The organism is Streptomyces sp. NBC_00271 (assembly GCF_036178845.1).
Taxonomy (GTDB): Bacteria; Actinomycetota; Actinomycetes; order Streptomycetales; family Streptomycetaceae; genus Streptomyces.
On the sequence record NZ_CP108070.1, the window covers coordinates 4582821 to 4602734 of the forward strand.

The 19914-nt window shown below is 70.3% G+C and carries 17 protein-coding genes and 1 pseudogene; 13 read left to right on the forward strand and 5 right to left on the reverse strand.

Annotated features, from left to right (window positions below; genetic code table 11):
- Positions 1 to 25: 25 nt before the first annotated feature.
- The 6 genes from OG798_RS21245 (at position 26) to OG798_RS21270 (ending at position 9394) form a co-directional block, all read left to right on the forward strand.
- Entirely contained in the window at positions 26 to 1045 is a 1020-nt protein-coding gene (locus OG798_RS21245; protein ID WP_095858068.1) for a glutamate ABC transporter substrate-binding protein, read from the forward strand.
- Between the two features lie 82 nt (positions 1046 to 1127).
- Complete coding sequence (locus tag OG798_RS21250) at positions 1128 to 2453, forward strand: hypothetical protein (protein WP_121416122.1); 1326 nt, start codon at positions 1128 to 1130, stop codon at positions 2451 to 2453.
- A 19-nt stretch (positions 2454 to 2472) separates the two neighbouring features.
- On the forward strand, positions 2473 to 5031 hold the full coding sequence (locus OG798_RS21255; protein WP_328757523.1) for a serine/threonine-protein kinase: 2559 nt from the start codon (positions 2473 to 2475) through the stop codon (positions 5029 to 5031).
- A complete protein-coding gene (locus OG798_RS21260; RefSeq protein ID WP_095854630.1) occupies positions 5032 to 6450 on the forward strand; it encodes a PP2C family serine/threonine-protein phosphatase in 1419 nt (472 codons plus the stop codon). It begins immediately after the preceding gene.
- Positions 6451 to 6567: 117 nt separating this feature from the next.
- Positions 6568 to 7914 (forward strand): vWA domain-containing protein, encoded by a 1347-nt coding sequence (locus OG798_RS21265; RefSeq protein WP_095854629.1) that lies wholly within the window; start codon positions 6568 to 6570, stop codon positions 7912 to 7914.
- Positions 7915 to 7987: 73 nt separating this feature from the next.
- Entirely contained in the window at positions 7988 to 9394 is a 1407-nt protein-coding gene (locus OG798_RS21270; protein WP_328757524.1) for an FHA domain-containing protein, read from the forward strand.
- Positions 9395 to 9439: 45 nt separating this feature from the next.
- Here OG798_RS21270 and OG798_RS21275 read toward each other — a convergent pair whose 3' ends face one another.
- Complete coding sequence (locus OG798_RS21275; RefSeq protein ID WP_095854627.1) at positions 9440 to 10441, reverse strand: methyltransferase domain-containing protein; 1002 nt, start codon at positions 10439 to 10441, stop codon at positions 9440 to 9442.
- 149 nt (positions 10442 to 10590) lie between these two features.
- On the opposite strand from OG798_RS21275, the gene OG798_RS21280 reads away from it, so the two are divergent.
- Complete coding sequence (locus OG798_RS21280) at positions 10591 to 10995, forward strand: globin (RefSeq protein ID WP_054231791.1); 405 nt, start codon at positions 10591 to 10593, stop codon at positions 10993 to 10995.
- Between the two features lie 18 nt (positions 10996 to 11013).
- On the opposite strand, the gene OG798_RS21285 is transcribed toward OG798_RS21280, so the two are convergent.
- From OG798_RS21285 to OG798_RS21300, 4 genes are all read right to left on the reverse strand, one after another.
- On the reverse strand, positions 11014 to 11703 hold the full coding sequence (locus OG798_RS21285) for a hypothetical protein (protein ID WP_267063832.1): 690 nt from the start codon (positions 11701 to 11703) through the stop codon (positions 11014 to 11016).
- Between the two features lie 2 nt (positions 11704 to 11705).
- Entirely contained in the window at positions 11706 to 12119 is a 414-nt protein-coding gene (locus OG798_RS21290) for an acyl-CoA thioesterase (protein ID WP_095854626.1), read from the reverse strand.
- A gap of 6 nt (positions 12120 to 12125) precedes the next feature.
- Positions 12126 to 13790, reverse strand: a complete 1665-nt coding sequence (gene ettA / locus OG798_RS21295) for an energy-dependent translational throttle protein EttA (RefSeq protein ID WP_082417016.1) — start codon at positions 13788 to 13790, stop codon at positions 12126 to 12128.
- 429 nt (positions 13791 to 14219) lie between these two features.
- Positions 14220 to 14507 (reverse strand): hypothetical protein, encoded by a 288-nt coding sequence (locus tag OG798_RS21300; protein ID WP_143670801.1) that lies wholly within the window; start codon positions 14505 to 14507, stop codon positions 14220 to 14222.
- Between the two features lie 427 nt (positions 14508 to 14934).
- Between OG798_RS21300 and OG798_RS21305 the strand changes: the two are divergent.
- The 6 genes and pseudogenes from OG798_RS21305 to OG798_RS21330 all read left to right on the forward strand — a co-directional run.
- Positions 14935 to 15522, forward strand: a pseudogene (locus tag OG798_RS21305) (tyrosine-type recombinase/integrase); the annotation flags it as partial.
- 45 nt (positions 15523 to 15567) lie between these two features.
- Positions 15568 to 16119: a hypothetical protein gene (locus OG798_RS21310; protein WP_143608135.1), complete on the forward strand. Its 552-nt coding sequence runs from the start codon at positions 15568 to 15570 to the stop codon at positions 16117 to 16119.
- A 615-nt stretch (positions 16120 to 16734) separates the two neighbouring features.
- Positions 16735 to 17262, forward strand: a complete 528-nt coding sequence (locus OG798_RS21315; RefSeq protein WP_328757526.1) for a hypothetical protein — start codon at positions 16735 to 16737, stop codon at positions 17260 to 17262.
- A gap of 92 nt (positions 17263 to 17354) precedes the next feature.
- Positions 17355 to 18338, forward strand: coding sequence for a hypothetical protein (locus OG798_RS21320; RefSeq protein WP_328757527.1), 984 nt, complete (start codon positions 17355 to 17357; stop codon positions 18336 to 18338).
- A 158-nt stretch (positions 18339 to 18496) separates the two neighbouring features.
- Complete coding sequence (locus OG798_RS21325) at positions 18497 to 18805, forward strand: DUF1876 domain-containing protein (RefSeq protein ID WP_225900309.1); 309 nt, start codon at positions 18497 to 18499, stop codon at positions 18803 to 18805.
- Positions 18806 to 18955: 150 nt separating this feature from the next.
- Positions 18956 to 19906, forward strand: a complete 951-nt coding sequence (locus tag OG798_RS21330) for a nucleoside hydrolase (protein WP_267061817.1) — start codon at positions 18956 to 18958, stop codon at positions 19904 to 19906.
- Positions 19907 to 19914: the final 8 nt, after the last annotated feature.

Here is a 19914-nt window from a genome sequence, read left to right on the forward strand (position 1 = left end):
GGGAGCGGTGAAAGGGGGCATGGCGATGACCGCACGACGTCTGAGGGCGAGCCTGAGGGGCTGGGGCGGCGTGGGTGCGATGGCCCTCGCCCTGGTCGTCACCGCGGTCTTCGCCCTGTTGCTGCCGCTGAGCAGCGCACGCGGGGACGGCAGCACGGGCACCGGCGGCCAGGGCGTGGGCCAGGGCATCCAGGCCAGGGCCGACACGTGCACCGACCCGCAGGACCAGAGCCCCTCCCCGTCCTCCGACGACAGCGGCAAGACGATCACGGCCATCAAGCAGCGCGGCTATCTGTCGGTCGGTGTCGACCAGAACAGCTACCGCTGGGGCTACCGCGATCCGAACAACACGGCGAAGAGCAGCGACCTGGAAGGCTTCGACATCGATCTCGCGCACGAGATCGCGAGGGAGATCCTCGGCGACCCGAACGCGGTCCGTTTCCACGCCATCCCCACCAACCAGCGCATCCCCGCGATCAAGTCCGGTCAGGTCGACATGGTGGTGCGCACCATGACGATCACCTGCTCCCGCCTCAAGGACGTGGCCTTCTCGGCCCCCTACTTCCTGACCGGGCAGCAGGTCCTGGCCCCCAAGACCTCGGGCATCAAGGGGTACGACAACACGCTGGCGGGCAAGCGGATCTGCTCGGCGGCGGGCTCGACGGCGTACGACAAGCTGTCGGCCGACAAGAAGGCGGGCACGCTCACCTCCTCCGCCGACATCACCACCACCGTGCCCAACCAACTCGACTGCCTGGTGCGGCTGCAGCTGGGTCAGGTCGACGCCGTGGTGACCGACGGCGCGCTCGCCGCCAGCCAGGCGGCGCAGGACCCGACGGTCGAACTGAAGGGCAAGACCTTCACCGACGACTACTACGGCGTGGCGATGAAGTTGGGCGCCGACGATCTGGTACGCCGGGTCAACCAGGTGCTCGTGGACTACCGCAAGAGCGGCGGCTGGCAGGCCTCGTACACCAAGTGGCTGTCCGCGACCCTGAAGGCGGACTCCCCGTCGGCGACTCCGCCGACGGCGCACTACAAGTAACGGAAACCGGGTGACGCCGGCGCGGACGACGCGGCCGGCGGGAACGCAAGCGACGGGCACGACCGAGAGCGAGAGGTGATCGATGGGCGTCACGGGACCCCCCGAGCCGGTGATGGACCGGGACGAGGTGGACCGTGCGCTGGCGCGGCTCGGCGCGGAGCACGAGGCCATCGAGACCTCGCTCCTCGCCCTGCAGGACCACGCGGGCCGCAGACTCCTCGAAGGCGCCGAGCTCACGGGCACGACCAAGGAGCGCTGGTCGACCGCGGACGCGTCGATCACGCTGCTGTGGGCGTACTTCGACGCGTACACGGACGCGCTGCGCTCCGCCCGCGACATCCGTTCCCGGCGCCGCTGGTCGAGCCGTGAGGACCTGGTCGACCTGACCGAGCTGCTGCGCGGCGCGGGCATCACGGTGGCCGGCTCGGCCACCGCCGCGGCGAACGCGCCGACGCTCGCCGGCACCGGCAGGCTCAGCGAGCGGTTCTCGCTGGTCGAACTGGTGGAGCGGATGAACGAGCTGTACGCGTCCTCGCTCGACATGGTCGTCGCGGCGGACGCCGTCTGGTCCGCGCTGCCCGCCCGGATCGATTTACTGGCCGCGGAGCTCCAGCGCACCCGCCAGCTCGCGCACTCCGTGGGCGTACGCCCCGGCGAGCACCCGGCGGGCGACGACCTGGAGCGGATCACCCGGACGCTGAGCACCCTGCGTCAACAGGTCGTCTCCGACCCGCTGGCCTTCTGGGCGCCCGCGAAGGGCAGTTCGGCGCCCGGCGGCGGACGTCCCGACACGACGACGTACGACCGCGAGGCGCGCGCGCTGGAGGACGTGCGCCGGGAGATCGACGCGGTGCTCACCGTCCGCCAGGACGCGGAGACCCGCCTCGTGCGGCTGCGGGACGTGCTCAGTCGCGCCGACCGCACGCTCGCGGAGGCGAGGAGCGCCCGCGGTGAGGTACTGGCGAAGATCGCCGCGTCCGAGGTGCCGGCCGTCAGCGGGCCGCCGACGGTGCTGCAGGAGCAGTTGGCGACGGCCGCGGAGTACCGCAGACACGCCCAGTGGCACCGTCTGTCGCCCCTCCTGGAGGCGCTGGAGGAGAAGGCCGAGGACGAGCTGCTGCGCGCCCGCGAGTCGTTGACCGCGGTCACCCAGCCGCTCGCGGTCCGCGCGGAGCTGCGCGGCCGCCTCGACGCGTACAAGGCGAAGGTGGCCCGGCACGGCCTCGCGGAGGACCCGTTCCTCATCGAGCGCTACGACGCGGCCCGACGCATGCTGTGGAGCGCGCCCTGCGATCTGCGGGTGGCGGAGGAGGCGGTGCTGCGCTATCAGCGGGCCGCCGTCGATCTGCTCAGCCCGCGGGTGCCCGAACAGGGCGGGCCCACCGACCGTAGGGGGCCGCACGCATGAACACTAAAGGTGATGCAGTGTGAGTGAGCAGCAGAAGTGCCAGCGGCCCAGTTGCCCGGGGTCGTACGAGGACGTGGGCGGCGGCGAGCTGTACTGCGACACGTGCGGTCTGGCACCCGTCGTCTCGGCGAACGGCACGGTGGGCTCACCCCCGACCGGACTCACCGCGGGCGGCAAGGGCTCGCGCGGCTCCGGCAGCAGTTCGCGGGCGAGTTCGCGCAGCTCCAGTTCCCGTACGTCCTCGCGCTCCTCCCAGTCGCGGCGCTCGGTCTCCGGACGCCTGTCGCGCTCGCTGTCCGGCAACGCGAGCGCCCGCTCGGTGTCGGTGCGCAGCTCGGGCTCGACCGCCGCCTCCAGTGGCCGCGGACGGCTCGGCGTCGGGCTGGTGCAGGTGCCGGACGTACCGCGGCCCGACCCGCGCGCGATGGTGCTGGAGAACCCGGAGGTGCCCGAGCGGAAGCGGTTCTGCTCGCGCTCCGACTGCGGGGCGCCGGTGGGCCGTTCGCGCGGTGAGCGGGTGGGGCGCACCGAGGGGTTCTGCACCAAGTGCGGTCACCCGTACTCGTTCGTGCCGAAGCTGCACACGGGCGACATCGTGCACGGCCAGTACGAGGTGGTGGGCTGTCTCGCGCACGGCGGGCTCGGCTGGGTCTACCTCGCCGTCGACCGCGCGGTCTCCGACCGTTGGGTGGTCCTCAAGGGCCTGCTCGACACCGGCGACCAGGACGCGATGGCGGCGGCGATCTCCGAGCGGCGCTTCCTCGCGGAGATCGAGCACGCCAACATCGTGCGGATCTACAACTTCGTGGAGCACCTGGACCAGCGGACGGGTTCGCTGGACGGGTACATCGTCATGGAGTACGTCGGCGGCAAGTCGCTGAAGGAGATCGCCAACGACCGTCGTACGGCGGACGGCAAGCGCGATCCGCTGCCGGTGGAGCAGGCCTGCGCGTACGGCATCGAGGCCCTGGAGGCGCTCGGCCATCTGCACAGCCGCAATCTGCTCTACTGCGACTTCAAGGTCGACAACGCGATCCAGACCGAGGACCAGCTCAAGCTGATCGACATGGGCGCGGTGCGCAGGATGGACGACGACGAGTCGGCCATCTACGGCACGGTGGGCTACCAGGCGCCGGAGGTGGCCGAGGTCGGTCCCTCGGTGGCGAGTGACCTCTACACGGTCGCCCGCACCCTGGCCGTGCTGACCTTCGACTTCCAGGGGTACACGAACGTCTTCGTGGACTCCCTGCCGGACCCGGACAACATCGAGGTCTTCCGGACGTACGAGTCCTTCTACCGGCTCCTGGTGCGCGCCACCGACCCTGATCCGGCGCGCCGGTTCGCGTCCGCGCAGGAGATGGCGGAGCAGCTGACGGGTGTGCTCAGGGAGGTCGTGTCCCTCCAGACGGGGCGGGCGCGCCCGGCCCTGTCCACCCTGTTCGGGCCGGAACTGAAGGTCACGGACACGGAGTTGTTCGGACAGCTGGACGGGGACGTGTCACGGCTGGGGGCACGCGAGGTGCCCCCGCGGGGGAGAAAGCGCGCGCCCGCGCCGCCCCCCGGCAGCAACGGAGCGGGGGTGAACGGGACCCCGCCGCTCCCCCTGGCTCCCGCTCCGGTCCCGGCCGCTCTGGTCAAGCCGCTGAACGCCGCGGCGACCGCGCTCGCGCTGCCGGTCCCCCTGGTCGACCCGGGGGACCCCAACGCCGGTTTCCTCGCGGGCCTGATGGCCTCGGCTCCCGCGGAGCTGATCACCGCGCTGCACGCGGCGCCCACCGGCTCTTTGGAGCTGCGCCTGCGCGAGCTGCGGGCCCGGCTGGAGATGGGTGAACTGGCCAGTGCGGGCAGGGCACTGGAGGCGCTGGAGGCGGACCACCCCGACGACTGGCGGGTGGTCTGGTACCGGGGCGTCGCGGCCCTGGCGACCGGGGAGCACGAGACCGCGGCGCTGTCCTTCGACGCGATCTACGACGCCTTCCCGGGCGAGCCCGCGCCGAAGCTGGCCCTCGGCCTGTGCGCGGAGGTGCTCGGGCAGCTGGACAACGCGGGCGAGTACTACCGCCTGGTGTGGACGACCGACCCCAGCTATGTCAGCTCGGCGTTCGGCCTGGCCCGCGTGCAGCTCGCGGCGGGCGACCGCCGCGGCTCCGTACGCACGCTGGAGTCCGTACCGGAGTCGTCGATCCACTACACGGCGGCGCGGGTCGCGGCGGTGCGGGCGCGGCTGCGGCAGCGGCTGGCCGAGGAGGCGGCGGCAGCGGCGTTCCTGGACGATCTGACAGCGGCGGCCGGACAGGTCGAGGCCCTTGACGGATACGGTCTGGACGCGGTGCGACGCGAGCAGTTGTCGACGGAGGTCCTAGGCTGCGCCCTGGACTGGGTACTCTCCGGTAGCCGGAGTTCCGCCCAGCACTCCGGCGGCGGACCGGTGCTGCTCGGCAGTGAGGTGGACGAGCGCGGTCTGCGTTTCGCACTGGAGCGTTCGTACCGCACGCTGGCCCGCCTCGCGCGGGGCGGCGAGGAGAGGATCGACCTGGTGGAACGTGCCAACCGTTACCGCCCCCGGACGTGGGTGTGATTGATGTCCCAGATGCCCCAGCCGACGGCCCTTTCGCGGTGCCCCAGTTGCGAGGAGCCCCTGGAGGCGGGTGACCGTTTCTGCGGTGCGTGCGGGTACGACCTGTCGGCGGTGCCCGCACCGCCCCAGGACCACCCCACGATCGCCATGAACGGCTCGTCGACACGCCCCTCCGAGACCGCCGCGTCCCTGGACTGGCCCCTCGCGCCGGAGCCGGCGAGCTCCGACACGCCCGCGCCGGTGCACCGGGCGACCGACATCCGGGGCACGGACTCGGGCGGCTCCGAGCTCCCCCACCCGGACACGGAGTCCGCGGCGGCCCAGCAGCCGGGCGACCACCCCTCGGGCGTGCAGCGTTCGGGTGGGCAGCCTTCGGGCGTACGGTTCGACCGGCCCCCGGAGCCCGACGAGTACCCGCTCGCCCCGCCGGCCGAAGCCCCCGCCGGGCCCGTCGTCGATCCACGGACCGCCGACCTCGGCGCACCCGTCACGCCCCCCGCGGGCACCAAACTGTGCGTCGCCTGCCGCTCGGGCCATGTGGACAGCGACGGCTACTGCGAGAACTGCGGGCACGCCCAGCCGCGCGAACGGGACCACATGGAGCAGGAGTTGGGTGCGGTGGCCGCGGTCAGCGACCGGGGCCTGCGCCACCACCGCAACGAGGACGCGTTCGCGATCTCCTCGACCGCGCTGCCGGACGGCTCCCCCGCGGTCGTCGCGATCGTCTGCGACGGGGTCTCCTCGGCGACCCGCCCCGACGAGGCCTCGCTCGCCGCGTCCCGGGCGGCGGGCGAGGCGCTGCTGGCGGCGCTGCCGCTCGGCACCCACCCGCAGCAGGCCATGCACGAGGCGATCCTCGCGGCCGCCGAGGCCGTCAACTCGCTGGCCGAGGCGCCCCCCGCGCACGAGGAGCACGCCCCGCACCAGAACGCGCCCGCCTGCACCCTCGTCGGCGCCGTCGTCACCCCCGCCCTGCTGATCGTCGGCTGGGTCGGCGACAGCCGCGCCTACTGGGTCCCCGTCGACCGGAGTTCACCCCCCGCCCGGCTCACCGAGGACGACTCCTGGGCCGCGCAGATGGTCGCCGCGGGCCTGATGAGCGAGGCACAGGCGTACGCCGACGAGCGCGCCCACGCCATCACGGGCTGGCTCGGCGCGGACGCGTACGAACTGGAGCCGCACACCGCTTCCTTCAAGCCGGACCGGCCGGGTGTGGTGGTGGTGTGCACCGACGGACTGTGGAACTACGCGGAGGCGGCCGAGGAGATGGCCGAGGTCGTGCCGCTGGACGCCGCCGAAAGGCCCCTGCACAGCGCCCAGGTCCTGGTGGGTCACGCCCTGGACGGCGGGGGCCACGACAACGTAACAGTGGCCGTCGTGCCGTTCCCGGCCCCGCCACAGGGGGCAGGATCGGCCTGAGGCCGCGAAAAGGCGCAATCCGTGCCTACGGGGACGGCTTCGGACCGGAGGGGACCGGTCCGCATACAGTCATCGCCTCCGCCAACTACCGGAGGTCTTGAGGGGGACAAAGAAGGCATGGCCAATTTCTCGAAGTCGAACGTGCCGCAGTTCTCGGTCGACGTGTACCAGAACGAGTACCTGCCCGAGGGCGGCCGCGAGGTCAACGCGATCGTCACGGTGAGCGCCACCGGCGGCGGCACCGTCGGGAGCGCGGTCGGCGCGCCCCACCAGTACGCGGCGGGCCAGGGCCCGGACGCCGCCGTGGCGATCATGGTCGACTGTTCCGGCTCGATGGACTACCCGCCGACCAAGATGCGCAACGCCCGTGAGGCCACGGCCGCCGCGATCGACACCCTGCGCGACGGCGTGCACTTCGCGGTGATCGGCGGCACGCACGTCGCCAAGGAGGTCTACCCCGCGGGCGGTCGCCTCGCGGTGGCCGACGCGGCGACCCGCGGCCAGGCCAAGGAGGCGCTGCGCAGGCTGAGCGCGGGCGGCGGTACGGCGATCGGCACCTGGCTGCGCCTCGCCGACCGACTGCTGTCCTCGGCCGAGGTGTCGATCCGGCACGGCATCCTGCTCACCGACGGCCGCAACGAACACGAGTCGCCGCAGGACCTCAAGGCCGCCCTCGACTCCTGTGCCGGACGTTTCACCTGTGACGCGCGTGGAGTGGGTACGGACTGGGAGGTCAAGGAAGTCACCGGGATCGCCTCGGCCCTGCTCGGCACGGCCGACATCGTCGCGGACCCGGCCGCCCTGTCCGCCGACTTCACGCAGATGATGGAGACGGCCATGGGCAAGGAGGTCGCGGACGTCGCGCTGCGCCTGTGGACGCCGGTCGGCACCGAGATCAAGTTCGTCAAGCAAGTGGCCCCCACGGTCGAGGAGCTGACCGACCGCCGCACCGAGGCGGGCCCGCGCGCCGGCGACTACCCCACCGGGTCCTGGGGCGACGAGTCCCGCGACTACCACGTGTGCGTCGAGGTCCCCTCGGCCGGAGTGGGCCAGGAGATGCTGGCCGCCCGGGTCTCGCTCGTCGTGCCGCAGGGCGACGGGGGCGTGCACAACCTCGGCGCCCAGGGGCTCGTCAAGGCGGTGTGGACCGACGACATGGTGGCCTCGACGAGGATCAACTCCCAGGTCGCGCACTACACAGGTCAGGCGGAACTGGCGCAAGTCATCCAGCAGGGTCTGGATCTTCGCAAATCAGGAGATGTCGACGGGGCAACGGCCAAGCTGGGCCGGGCCGTTCAGCTCGCGAGCGCGTCGGGCAACGCCGATACTGCGAAACTGCTTGCGAAGGTGGTGGACGTGGTCGACGCCGCGGCAGGTACTGTGCGATTGAAGGCAAGGGTCGAAGAGGCCGACGAAATGACCCTTGAGACACGGTCCACAAAGACTGTTCGTGTAAAGAAGTAGCGAGCCCGGCTCCCGCTGGGAGCTGGAGAAACCCGGTCATAACGGCCGGAAAAGGAGAGGGGGAAGCGCCGACATGCCGACCTGCCCGAACGGACACCAGTCGGGTTCCGACGACTGGTGCGAGGTCTGCGGTCACCGCATGGCCGGTGCCGTGCCTCCGCCCCCTCCACCGCCGCCGCCCGCCGCCGGTTACGGCTATCCGCCGCCCGGCTCGCCCCCGCCGTCCGGTCCCGGGGGCCCGGGTGGACCCGGCGCCCCCGGTGGGCGACCGCACCAGTCCGCCGTGCCGAATCCCGAGCCGGAGCTCTGCCCGCAGTGCCGTACGCCCCGTGAGGGCGGTGCGCCGTTCTGCGAGGAGTGCCGGTGGAACTTCCTGACGAACACGGCGACCTCGTACACCCCGGCGGCGCCGCGTCCGCAGTCCCCCGCGCCCGGAATGCCCAATCCGGCGCTGCGCTTCCAGCAGCCCCCGCAGGGGCAGCCTGGCAGTCCCGGCCGCCCCGCGACCGGTCCCGGTCACGACCCGTTCGACTACCAGGGCTCGCGGCCCTCGCAGATGAACCGCCCCGCGGAACCGATTCCGCCCTACGGGCAGGATCCGTCGGGCTTCCGCGGCGACCCGTCCCGTCCGGGCGGTCCCGGCGGTCCTGGTACTGGTCCCGGTGGTCCCGGTGGCTTCGGTGGTCCTGGTCCCGGTCCCGGCGGCTTCGGTGCGGACCCGTCCCGTCCGGTTCCGCCGCCGCCCGGGCCCACGCCCGGCGGTCCCGGTGGCCCCGGCGCGCCGCAGGCCTTCACCCAGCAGCCGGCCGCTCCCACGTTCCCGCAGCAGGGCCCGCCCGGGCCCGGCGGTCCGCAGTCCGGGGGCCCGTCCTTCGGCGGCGGTGACGACGACTGGGTGATCTCCCCGCCGTCGGGCAATTCGCCCGGCGGACCGGGTGGTCCCGGCGGACGCCCCGGTGGTCCCGGTGGTCCCGGTCCCGGTATGGGTCAGGGCGGCGGCTACGGCTATCCGCAGCCCGGCGCGACCCAGGCCCCGCCCGGCCCCGGTCCCGACTACCAGCAGCAGCGCCAGCCGCTGTCCTGGAGCGCGACGATCGGTCCCGACCGCGAGTACTTCATGGCGATGATGCAGCGCTCCGGCCCCGAGGCCGCGGGCCTGAACCTGCCCGCGTACTCACCGGAGCAGCAGCGCCCGCTCACCGGCAACCAGATGACGATCGGCCGCCGTCGCCACTCCACCGGCGACACCCCCGACATCGACCTCTCGGTGCCCCCGGAGGACCCGGGCGTCTCGCACCAGCACGCCGTCCTGGTCCAGCAGCCGGACGGCAGCTGGGCGGTCGTCGACCAGAACTCGACCAACGGCACCACGGTCAACGGCGGCGAGGAGCCCATCCAGCCCTTCGTGCCGGTCCCGCTCCAGGACGGCGACCGGGTGCACGTCGGCGCCTGGACGACGATCACCATCAGGCGCGGCTGACGGCGGAGGCCGCGACAGGAATCGCGGCACGAGTCACGGCAGGAGTCACGGCAGCGGCCAGGCGTACGGCCCCTCGGGGTCGTCCAGCCATGCCCAGGCGTCCGCGCCGTCGACCGTGACCCCGTACCGCTCGCGCACGGGCCGACACTCGCGCTCCCACAGCTCGTACGCCTCGTGCGGGTCGAGGCCGCTCCCTGCCAGGGTCAGCAGGAACCGGAACAGCTCGTCGCCGCGGGCCCGGTGCGGCAGCTCGCGCAGGTCCTGCGGCTCCGGCTCCTCGGGTCGGCTCTCGCCGCGCAGGGGCACGAAGTAGGCCGGCGTGTGCAGGAAGCGCCCCTCGGCATGCCCGGCGTCCCGGACGCTCAGCGCGATCAGGCCGGTGGCCAGCGGCGCCAGGATGCGGGCGCCGGGACGGCACTGGGCGAGCCACGGCCGCGGGATCGAGGTCAGCGTGCAGGTGGCGATGATCCGGTCGAAGGGGGCGCGCTCGGGGACCCCGCGGGCGCCGTCCGCGGTGACGACGGTCGGGTGGTACCCGGCGGTGGCCAGATGCCGGCGCGCGGACTCGGTGATCTCCGGATCGAGGTCGACCGTGGTCACCAGGCGGTCGCCGAGACGGTGGGCGAGCAGCGCCGCGTTGTAGCCGGTGCCGGCGCCGATCTCGAGGACGGCGTCCCCCTCCCGTACCTCCAGCGCGGTCAGCATCATCGCCATCAGCGACGGCTGGCTGCTGGAGGAGACCAGCTCGCCGTCGCGCACCCGGGTGGCCAGCGGGGCGTCCGCGTAGGCGCCGCGCACCCAGTGCTCCCGGCTGCGCGGGTCGGGGTCCTCGCCCCACACCCGCTCGAAGCCGCCCACGGCACCGACGTAGTAGTACGGCACGAAGAGGTGGCGCGGGACCTCCTCGAACGCCGCCCGCCACACCGGGTCGGCGGCCCAGGCCCCGCTCCGGTCGATCTCGCGCACCAGGGCGGCCCGCGCCAGGGTGGCGAGGTTGTCGAGGTCGTGGTCGTGATCGTGGTCGTGGTCGAGAGCGTGCGCGCCCATACCTCCACTGTGCGGCGGGACGGGCCGCGAGGCGAGTGTCACTCCCGCTGGGCCGCCGGGCCGCCGGGGACGCCGGGGACGCCGGGGGGCGCTGGGCCACTGGTCCTAAGCCTTGCGTCCTCGGTCACCCGGTCTGAGACGATGGTGAGGTGAAAGAGATTCGGCGCGGCACGCTTCAGGAGCAGACCTTCTACGAGCAGGTCGGCGGCGAGGAGACCTTCCGGCGCCTCGTGCATCGTTTCTACGAGGGAGTGGCCGAAGACCCGCTGCTGCGAGCCATGTACCCCGAGGAGGACCTGGGCCCGGCCGAGGAACGCTTCACGCTGTTCCTGATCCAGTACTGGGGCGGCCCGACGACGTACAGCGACAACCGCGGTCACCCCCGGCTGCGGATGCGGCACGCCCCGTTCGCCGTCGACCAGGCGGCACACGATGCCTGGCTGGCGCACATGCGGGTGGCCGTGGACGAACTCGGCCTCTCCGAGGAGCACGAGCACACGCTCTGGAACTACCTGACGTACGCGGCGGCTTCGATGATCAACACGGCCGGCTGACAGCGCCCCCCGGGGGGATCAGCGGACGCTGACGTCCAGTGCCCCGAGTCCCGCCCTGCGGACGGCGATCGATCCGTAGGGCGTCCGCAGCCGCAGCCACGCCCCGGACGAGTACAGCCTCAACGGGCTCTCGCCCGGGTCGGTCTGACGCACCGGCAGCAGGAACCCGAGCGACTGCGCCGCGTGCACGGCCCGTACCTGAAGGCCGGTGTCACCGATCGGCCGGGACCAGATCTCCCGTCCTATGCGGTCGAGTTCGGCGCGCGTACGGGCCTCGGTCGCCAACTCCTGCGTACGGGACCGGAATTCGGCGACCGCGGTGGCGACCATCGCGCGTACGGCGTCCGGCCCGGGCAGTCCCGGCTCCGGCTGCCAGCCTCCGCGGGGCGGGAGGACCCCGGCCCACGGCGGCCCGGTGACGGCCCCGGGAACGCTGACGGTGGCCGCCGACTCGTCGATGGACTCCAGGAGTTCACCGGCGGAGACAGTCACGTCGAGGGTGACGTCGAGACCGTTCTCGTACGGCTTGGCGAGCCGCGCCGTACGGATCGCGAGGACCTCGAACGACGGCGGCCGGCCGAAGACCGCGAGCGCGGTGCCGGACACCTGGAGGCGTACGGCGGCGGCGCGGTCGTAGTGGATCAGCCGGGCGAGGAAGGCGGCGAGGTCCGCCGCCTCCCCTTCGTCGGTGAGGTGCAGGGCGGTCACGGTCATGCCGCGACGGCCTCCTCAGTCTGGTCGTCCCGGTACTCCGCCAGGAACTCGCGCTCCTCGGCGGTGAGGCGGCGCGGGCGCTGGGCCTCGAAGTCGAACGGCACGACCACGGTCGCGGCCCGGACGTAGAGCTGGTCCGCGTCCTTGACCTCGTACGTGATCGTGAACGACGCGGCCCTTATCTGGGTGATCCACAGCTCGATGTCCACCGGCTCGCGCCGGTGGACGAGCTGCCGCTTGTAGTCGATCTCGTGGCGCGCCACCACGGACCCCTGCTTGAACTGCTTGTCCGGGCGGGTCAGGAAGTCGATACGTGCTTCCTCCAGGTAGCGGAGGAAGACCGCGTTGTTGACGTGGCCGTACGCGTCCATGTCCGCCCAGCGCAGCGGGCAGCGGTAGAGGTGCCGCAAGATCGATCAGCCCCGGGTCAGCTTCTTGTAGGTGGCACGGTGCGGGCGGGCGGCGTCCGCACCGAGGCGCTCGATCTTGTTCTTCTCGTACGACTCGAAGTTGCCCTCGAACCAGAACCACTTCGAGTCACCCTCGTAGGCGAGGATGTGCGTCGCGACCCGGTCAAGGAACCAGCGGTCGTGGGAGACGACCACGGCCGCACCCGGGAACTCCAGCAGCGCGTTCTCGAGCGAGGACAGCGTCTCGACGTCGAGGTCGTTGGTCGGCTCGTCGAGGAGCAGCAGGTTGCCGCCCTGCTTGAGGGTGAGGGCGAGGTTCAGCCGGTTGCGCTCACCGCCGGACAGGACACCGGCCGGCTTCTGCTGGTCGGGGCCCTTGAAGCCGAAGGCGGAGACGTACGCGCGCGACGGCATCTCGACCTGGCCCACATTGATGTAGTCCAGCTCGTCCGAGACGACGGCCCACAGCGACTTCTTCGGGTCGATGTTCTCGCGGCTCTGGTCGACGTAACTGATCTTGACGGTCTCGCCGACCTTGATCGTGCCGGAGTCCGGGGTCTCCAGACCCTGGATCATCTTGAAGAGCGTGGTCTTGCCGGCGCCGTTCGGGCCGATGACGCCGACGATCCCGTTACGCGGCAGCGTGAAGGAGAGGTCGTCGATGAGGACCTTCTCCCCGAAGGCCTTGGAGAGGTTGTTGACCTCGACGACGATGGAGCCCAGACGCGGGCCCGGCGGAATCTGGATCTCCTCGAAGTCCAGCTTCCGCATCTTGTCGGCCTCGGCCGCCATCTCTTCGTAGCGGGACAGACGCGCCTTGGACTTGGCCTGACGCCCCTTGGCGTTGGACCGCACCCACTCGAGCTCTTCCTTGAGCCGCTTCGCCCGCTTGGCGTCCTTCTGGCCCTCGACCTTGAGGCGGGAGGCCTTCTTGTCGAGGTACGTGGAGTAGTTGCCCTCGTAGGGGTGCGCGCGACCACGGTCGAGCTCGAGGATCCACTCGGCGACGTTGTCGAGGAAGTACCGGTCGTGGGTGACGGCGACGACGGTGCCCGCGTACTTCGCGAGGTGCTGCTCCAGCCACTGCACGGACTCGGCGTCCAGGTGGTTGGTGGGCTCGTCGAGGAGCAGCAGGTCGGGCGCCTCGATCAGCAGCTTGCACAGCGCGACGCGGCGCTTCTCACCACCGGAGAGGTTGGTGACCGGCCAGTCGCCGGGCGGGCAGCCCAGGGCGTCCATGGCCTGCTCCAGCTGGGCGTCCAGGTCCCACGCGTTGGCGTGGTCCAGGTCGTCCTGGAGCTTGCCCATCTCCTCCATGAGCGCGTCCGAGTAGTCGGTCGCCATGAGCTCGGCGACCTCGTTGAAGCGCTTGAGCTTGCCCATGATCTCGGCGGCGCCGTCCTGGACGTTCTCCAGAACGGTCTTGGACTCGTCGAGCGGGGGCTCCTGCAGCAGCATCCCGACGCTGTACCCGGGCGACAGGAACGCGTCACCGTTGGAGGGCTGCTCGAGCCCCGCCATGATCTTGAGAACGGTGGACTTACCAGCACCGTTCGGACCGACCACACCGATCTTCGCACCCGGCAGGAAGCTCAAGGTGACGTCGTCGAGAATCACCTTGTCGCCGTGCGCCTTGCGCGTCTTGCGCATGGTGTAAATGAACTCAGCCAAGAGAAACCGTCCGGACGCTTGAAATCGGCAGTGGGCAGATACACCCCATCTTGCCTGACCGCCACCCCTGGGGGGAAACCCGTTCGGCCGGGGGGCCGTGACCTGGCCTTTCACCGACCGCCTCGGTAGCTGTCCTGTCACTGGTTGTCGTCACCGGTCACTGTCGAGCGACCTCGGACGGCCCAGGGACGGCCCAGGAGACTGCCCACCCGTCGCCGACGTGACGTAGGTCGCGCCCGCCCTCGGCTGTCACTCAAGCGGCTGGGCAGCGACCTCGAGCTGTTTCCGGTGTTCCCCGTGGCGCCCTGGCGTGCCTCTCTAACGGGCACGCCAGGGGCACGGTGTCGCCCAGCCGGCCGGTGTTGCCACGGTAGTGAGCGGACCGCCGCATGCTTCCGACAGACCGCACGATCGCCGCGAGCAGGTTCGTTACGTGTTCGGTGGCGTGGGCATCTGCGTGAAGGTGCACGGCACCGTCAGCGGCAGCGTTGAAGTGCACGCCCCCTGCCACACCTCTCCTGTTGAAGTCAGCTCGGTGACCAGGAGGCGATCATCGAATACCGACAGCGTGGCGTCGAATACGTTGGTCGGGCCTCCCACCAGCTGCCAGAAGACGCCGCTTCCGTTAGCAACAGGGGTCGGCGGATTCGGACCAGCCTCATTGACGGACAGGACCCGCACCTGCCCGCTACAAACCACCGAGACGTACTTGGTCATCCCTTGAACTGCTGAGTCGATGTCGTTGCAGCCCGTTGGCGGCGGGGGCGGCGTCGGGGTCGGCTTCGGCGGCCTCGGCCCCCTACACTTGTCCAGCGCTCCCATGCCAGGCTTCTCGCACCTACCGTCGGCGGACGCGTGGCCAGTCACGGTGTGTGCGATGGCCGCGGCGGGGGTGACCAGTCCGATCGCCACCAGCAGCGCGGTTGTGGCAAGCCCGCCAATCTTCCTGCGCTTGCCTCGCAGTAGGGGCCCGGACGGCGTAGGTGTCCTGTGGTCAGGACTCATGTGTGCTCCTTGTTCAAGCGTTTCGGATGTCTCCTACATCCGATGCGAGCTTGAACTGCACACACTGGATCACTCGGCATGTTCGGGGGTAACACGCCCATATATCAACGAGTCGGACTAGTGGCTTACGGGCTCAGTGATCTTCGGTCTGGCGGTCGACAACCTCGGTGATCTCGGCTGGCTCTACGTGCGGCAGCAGGTCAAGAAGGTCCGCGGGTCGCTGGTCTTCGCGCCGCCCAAGCGCGGCAAACTCCGTGACGTGCCGCTGGACCCTGAGGTGTCGGCGGCATTGGCCGAGCACATGGAGCGTTTCCCGCCGGTTGAAGTGACCTTGCCCTGGGTGACGCCGACCGGGCCGAAGGTCACACATCGGCTCGTCTTCACGAGCGGTGTCGGCGCTGCGCTGTGGAGCAACGGGTTCAACGATCAATCGTGGAAACCTGCGCTGGCGTCCGCCGGAATCATCCCGGCTCCCGAGAAAGGTCAGCGGTACGCGGCGGCCCGCGAGCACGGCATGCACGCCCTGCGGCACTTCTACGCCTCGGTGCTCCTGGACGCCGGGGAGAACATCAAGGCGCTGAGCTTGTACCTCGGTCACAGCGACCCGGGATTCACGCTCCGCGTGTACACGCACCTGATGCCGAGCAGCGAGACCCGGACCCGGAAAGCCATCAGTGCCATGTACAAGGCAGCGGGCCATCACCATGAAAATTCCCAAGCAGCCTGACCACGACTAGGGACAGCGGGCGCCAAGATCGGCCAGACTCTCCCCATGGACGCGGGACTAGCAGGGCTTCTCGGTGGTGTGCTCGGCGCTGCGGTCGGCAGCCTGGGAGCAACCGCCTCGGCGTACATCTCTGGGCGGAAGGCGGAGCAGCAAGCCCGCGTACAGGCCGAAGCACAACTGACTCAGGTAAGGCTGCAGCTACACAGTGAGCAGTTGCAACAGCGTCGGGAGCCCCGAGTACAGGCGTACGCAGCGCTCCTGGCGCTGGCGACCGACATGCTGCGGATGGCAAACGACTCGATGGCCGCTATCGAGATCGGCGATTTCGCCACACCGGAGGCCCTAGCAGGCTCAGCCTTGAGCCGCATTGAGGATCTCGAACCGCTTCTCACGCGAGTGCTCCTGGAAGGGCCCGAGTCGATGGTTGCCCCAGCCAGCCAGTTGCGCGACGCACTCCACTTTGCCTGGCCGGTCGAAGAGTTCCCCACAGATATGGGCCAGTTGGGAGAATTTCGCGACCAGGCGGAGGAAGCGATCAAAGTGTTCCTGTCCTCAGCAAGGAGCGCCCTGGACCTGGCCGCGCCAGAGGGCCAATGACAGCTGTGGCGTTACGCGCAGCGCCTTCGGCACATGACGGCCCAAGCCGCCTGACACGGCCCCTCATCGACGGGAAACCCGCTGGTGAGGGGCTGTTTCATGCCCTCGTTCGGCAAGTAACACCCCATCTTGCCTGACCGCCACCCCTGGGGGGAAACCCGTTCGGCCGGGGGCCCGTGACCTGGGCGTTCACCGACCGCCTCGGTAGCTGTCCTGTCACTGGTTGTCGTCACCGGTCACTGTCGAGCCACCTCGCACGACCCGGGGACCCTGTGAGCCTGGCGGCGCGGGGTGGCGAAAGCGCGCAGGTCGTTCCAGGTCCGGAGAGTCCCCGGCTCGACGGCACATCTCGACTGCGGCGAACCGGTGTTGGCCCCGGTTGACCGTCCGATGGGGCGGGCGTTGATGGCGGCGACAGGTGTCGGGACTGTCCTTGGTGGTGATCGCGGTCACAGCCGCGTCAGCCGCCCCGCAAACTCCGCCGTCCGAGTGGATCGACCCTCCACGCAATGGAGTCCGTGCGTTTCTTGATCATGTTCCCCTTAGCGTGCGATTGCGCATCGGCCCCTGCCGTGCCACCCCAATCCCCTCCGGTCGCCAAGCGAGGTCGCACCCATGAGAATTCGTAGCGCCATCAGCCCCTTGATCGCCGGAGCGGTGGTGGCAGTACTGGCATCCCCGATGCCGGCTTCGGCGGCGGATACGCCGGTCACCGTCCAGGTCTCGTCAGGGACGCTCGACATCAGTGTCCCGACAGGGCCCGTGAATCTCGGCACCGTCGCCGTCAGCGGCAGTCCGCAACAGGTCTCCAGCCTGCTGGGCAACGTCACGGTGACAGACGGCCGAGGCGGTACCGCGGGCTGGACCGCCACGGCAAGCGCGGTCGACTTCAGCGGCCCCCAGAACATCTCCGTCTCCGCTCCCGGCTCCAGCAGTTACACCACACCGTCGGCCTCGGTCAGCGGCACCGCCACTGTCACCGCGAGCGACTTGAACCCGCTCTATCCCCCTGGCCCCGTGCAGGTGGCCACCGGCGTGAGCGGCATCAACTCGGCCACCTGGAACCCGACGATCCATCTCACCGTTCCCGCGAACGCGCTGGCGGGAACGTACAGCTCGACGATCACCCACTCCGTGGCCTGAGACCTCGTACGTCCTCATCGCAAAAAAGGAAACCGTAAAGCCCTGTGCCCAGGTTCTTTTCCCTTGCGGTGCTATTGGCCACGGCGCTTGCCGTGGCCACCGGCACCGCTTCGGCCACATCCCTCGTATCGGATCCGGTACAGCGACCGAACCCCCCGGACGCCGTGGGTATTCGGCTCGTCGATGTCCCCGCCGACCTCGTCAAAGACCCACGGGCAAGGCAGTACATCGTCGACAGCCTGAAACCCGGTGTCACCGTGAAGCGGCGCATCGAGGTGTCGAACAAGTCGGCCGACGCCTTGCATGTCGCGGTCTACCCCGGCGCCGCCGATATCCGCCGGGGTGCCTTCGTCGGCGCCGCCGGAAGCACCGGTAACGAGCTCACCACCTGGATCAAGCCCAGTCGACTGAGCCTGGACATCCCCGCTCACTCCAGAGCCCGTGACACCGTGACCATCGCCATTCCGAAGGATGCCGCCCCCGGCGAACGATACGGCGTCGTATGGGCGCAGGTCAGCGGTCGCGACCTGGGCAGTGGCATCACCTTGGTCAGCCGCACCGGAATCCGACTCTACCTCTCAGTGGGCGGCAACAATCCGCCGCGTGCCCGATCCACGGTGGACGACATGACGGCCGAGCGTGATGCCAGTGGGCGCGCCGTCGTACACGCCAAGGTCCACAACACCGGTGGCCGCGCTCTGGACCTCACCGGCGCCCTGAAGATGTCCCAGGTGTCCGGAAACATCAGCGCCGGGCCCTACCCGGTCGACTCCGGAAAGAGCTTGGCGCCCGGCCAGTCCGCGTCGGTGGACGTCATCGTGACCGATCAGGTCGCGGACGGCCCGTGGAACGTCTCCCTCACGTTGAAAAGCGGGTTGTTGGAGGTGACGCACGGAGCTCGAATCACCTTCCCGAAGGGGCCGGGCATGGCCGCGGCAGTCCTTTCACATCCTGATCAAGGAATCCCGCTGCACTGGAGACTCATCGGGGCATCGGCGGCTCTGGTCCTCCTGATTTTCGCGACGCTCGCGATCATCCGCCCTTACCGGCGAAGCGCCAGAGGCGATGACTCCTGATTGTTCTACCGCGCCCTTGACGGGCGGTTCGTAGTCGTTCGGTCACTTCTTGTCGCCATCGGGCGTCATCCCGTGCGGAGTCGGGGGAAGAAGCACACTCTGGTAGTAGGGGCCGAGGCCCGTACCAGGGACCGGGGCCCGCCTCGGAGGTGATCGCAATGACACAGATGACACAGTCGCAACCGGCCGCCGCGCAGGCACGGACCGCTGTCGGCTGGCACGTCGAGATCGAGTTCGAGGAGGACGACCACCGCACCCGCGCCGCCGCTCTCCTCCGGCTCCCCGACGGGAACGAGGTACGCGCTCACGGGTACGCCAGCCGCCACCCCTCCGACTCCAACCAGCCGAGAGTCGGCGAGGAGGTCGCGGGCGCGCGGGCGCTCAACGAACTGGCGATGAAGCTGTTGACCAAGGCGCACGACGAGATCGACGAGGCGTCGGGAAGGACCTCGCATCCGCTGAGGTGAGCCACCTCGCATCGGCTGAGGTGAACCTTCGCGACAGGGGCGGGGTGGGGCCGACAGGGATGGCATGTGGCCGGCCAGGGCAGGGTGGGCCTGGCGCATGCTGTTCTCAGTGATCCGGTCCGCATCCCCGTCCCACGCCGAAGGACGCCCATGCCCAAGAAGATCATCATCGACTGCGACCCCGGGCTCGACGACGCCATCGCCATCCTGCTCGCCGCCGGGAACCCCGACGTCGAGATCGTCGCCCTCACGACCGTCGCGGGCAACCAGACCATCGAGAAGGTCACCCTGAACGCCCGGCAGGTGTGCACCCTGGCGGGCCTGCGCGGCGTACCGGTCGCGGCCGGTGCCGGCGGTCCCCTCGTCCGGGACCAGACCCTCGCCGCCGAGATCCACGGGGACACCGGAATGGACGGCCCCGCCTTCATCCCTCCGTCCATGGAGACCGACCCCCGGCACGCCGTCGATCTGATCATCGAGACGGTCCTCGCCCACCCCGGTGAGATCACCCTCGTCCCCACCGCACCCCTGACCAACATCGCGCTGGCACTGCGCCGGGAGCCCCGTATCGCCGAACTGGTCAAGGAGGTCGTCCTGATGGGCGGGTCGTACACCCGCGGCAACATCACACCGGCGGCCGAGTTCAACATCCACGCCGACCCCGAGGCGGCCGCGATCGTCTTCTCGGCGGGCTGGCCCCTGACCATGGTCGGCCTCGATCTGACGGCACAGGCCGCCGCCACGCCTGAACTGCTTTCCCGCATCGGGGCGTTGGGCACCCCAGTGTCCCGGTTCGTCGTCGACCTCCTCGACCACTACAACGCCAACGTCGGCAAGGTGCACGGCGCGATGGCCACCATCCACGACGCGTGCGCGGTCGGCCGGGCCATCGACCCGAGCCTGATGGAGGTCACGCCGGCCCATGTCGAGGTCGAGCTGCGGGGCACGGCGACCTACGGCATGACGGTCACCGACTTCCGCGGCCGCTCCGGCCCGGCGAACACCTCCGTGGCGACGAAGCTGCACACCGAGCGCCTGTGGGACCTGCTCATCAGCTCGCTGGAAACCATCGCCGCGACCACCGCGCGGCCCTCCGCGTAGCGATATGG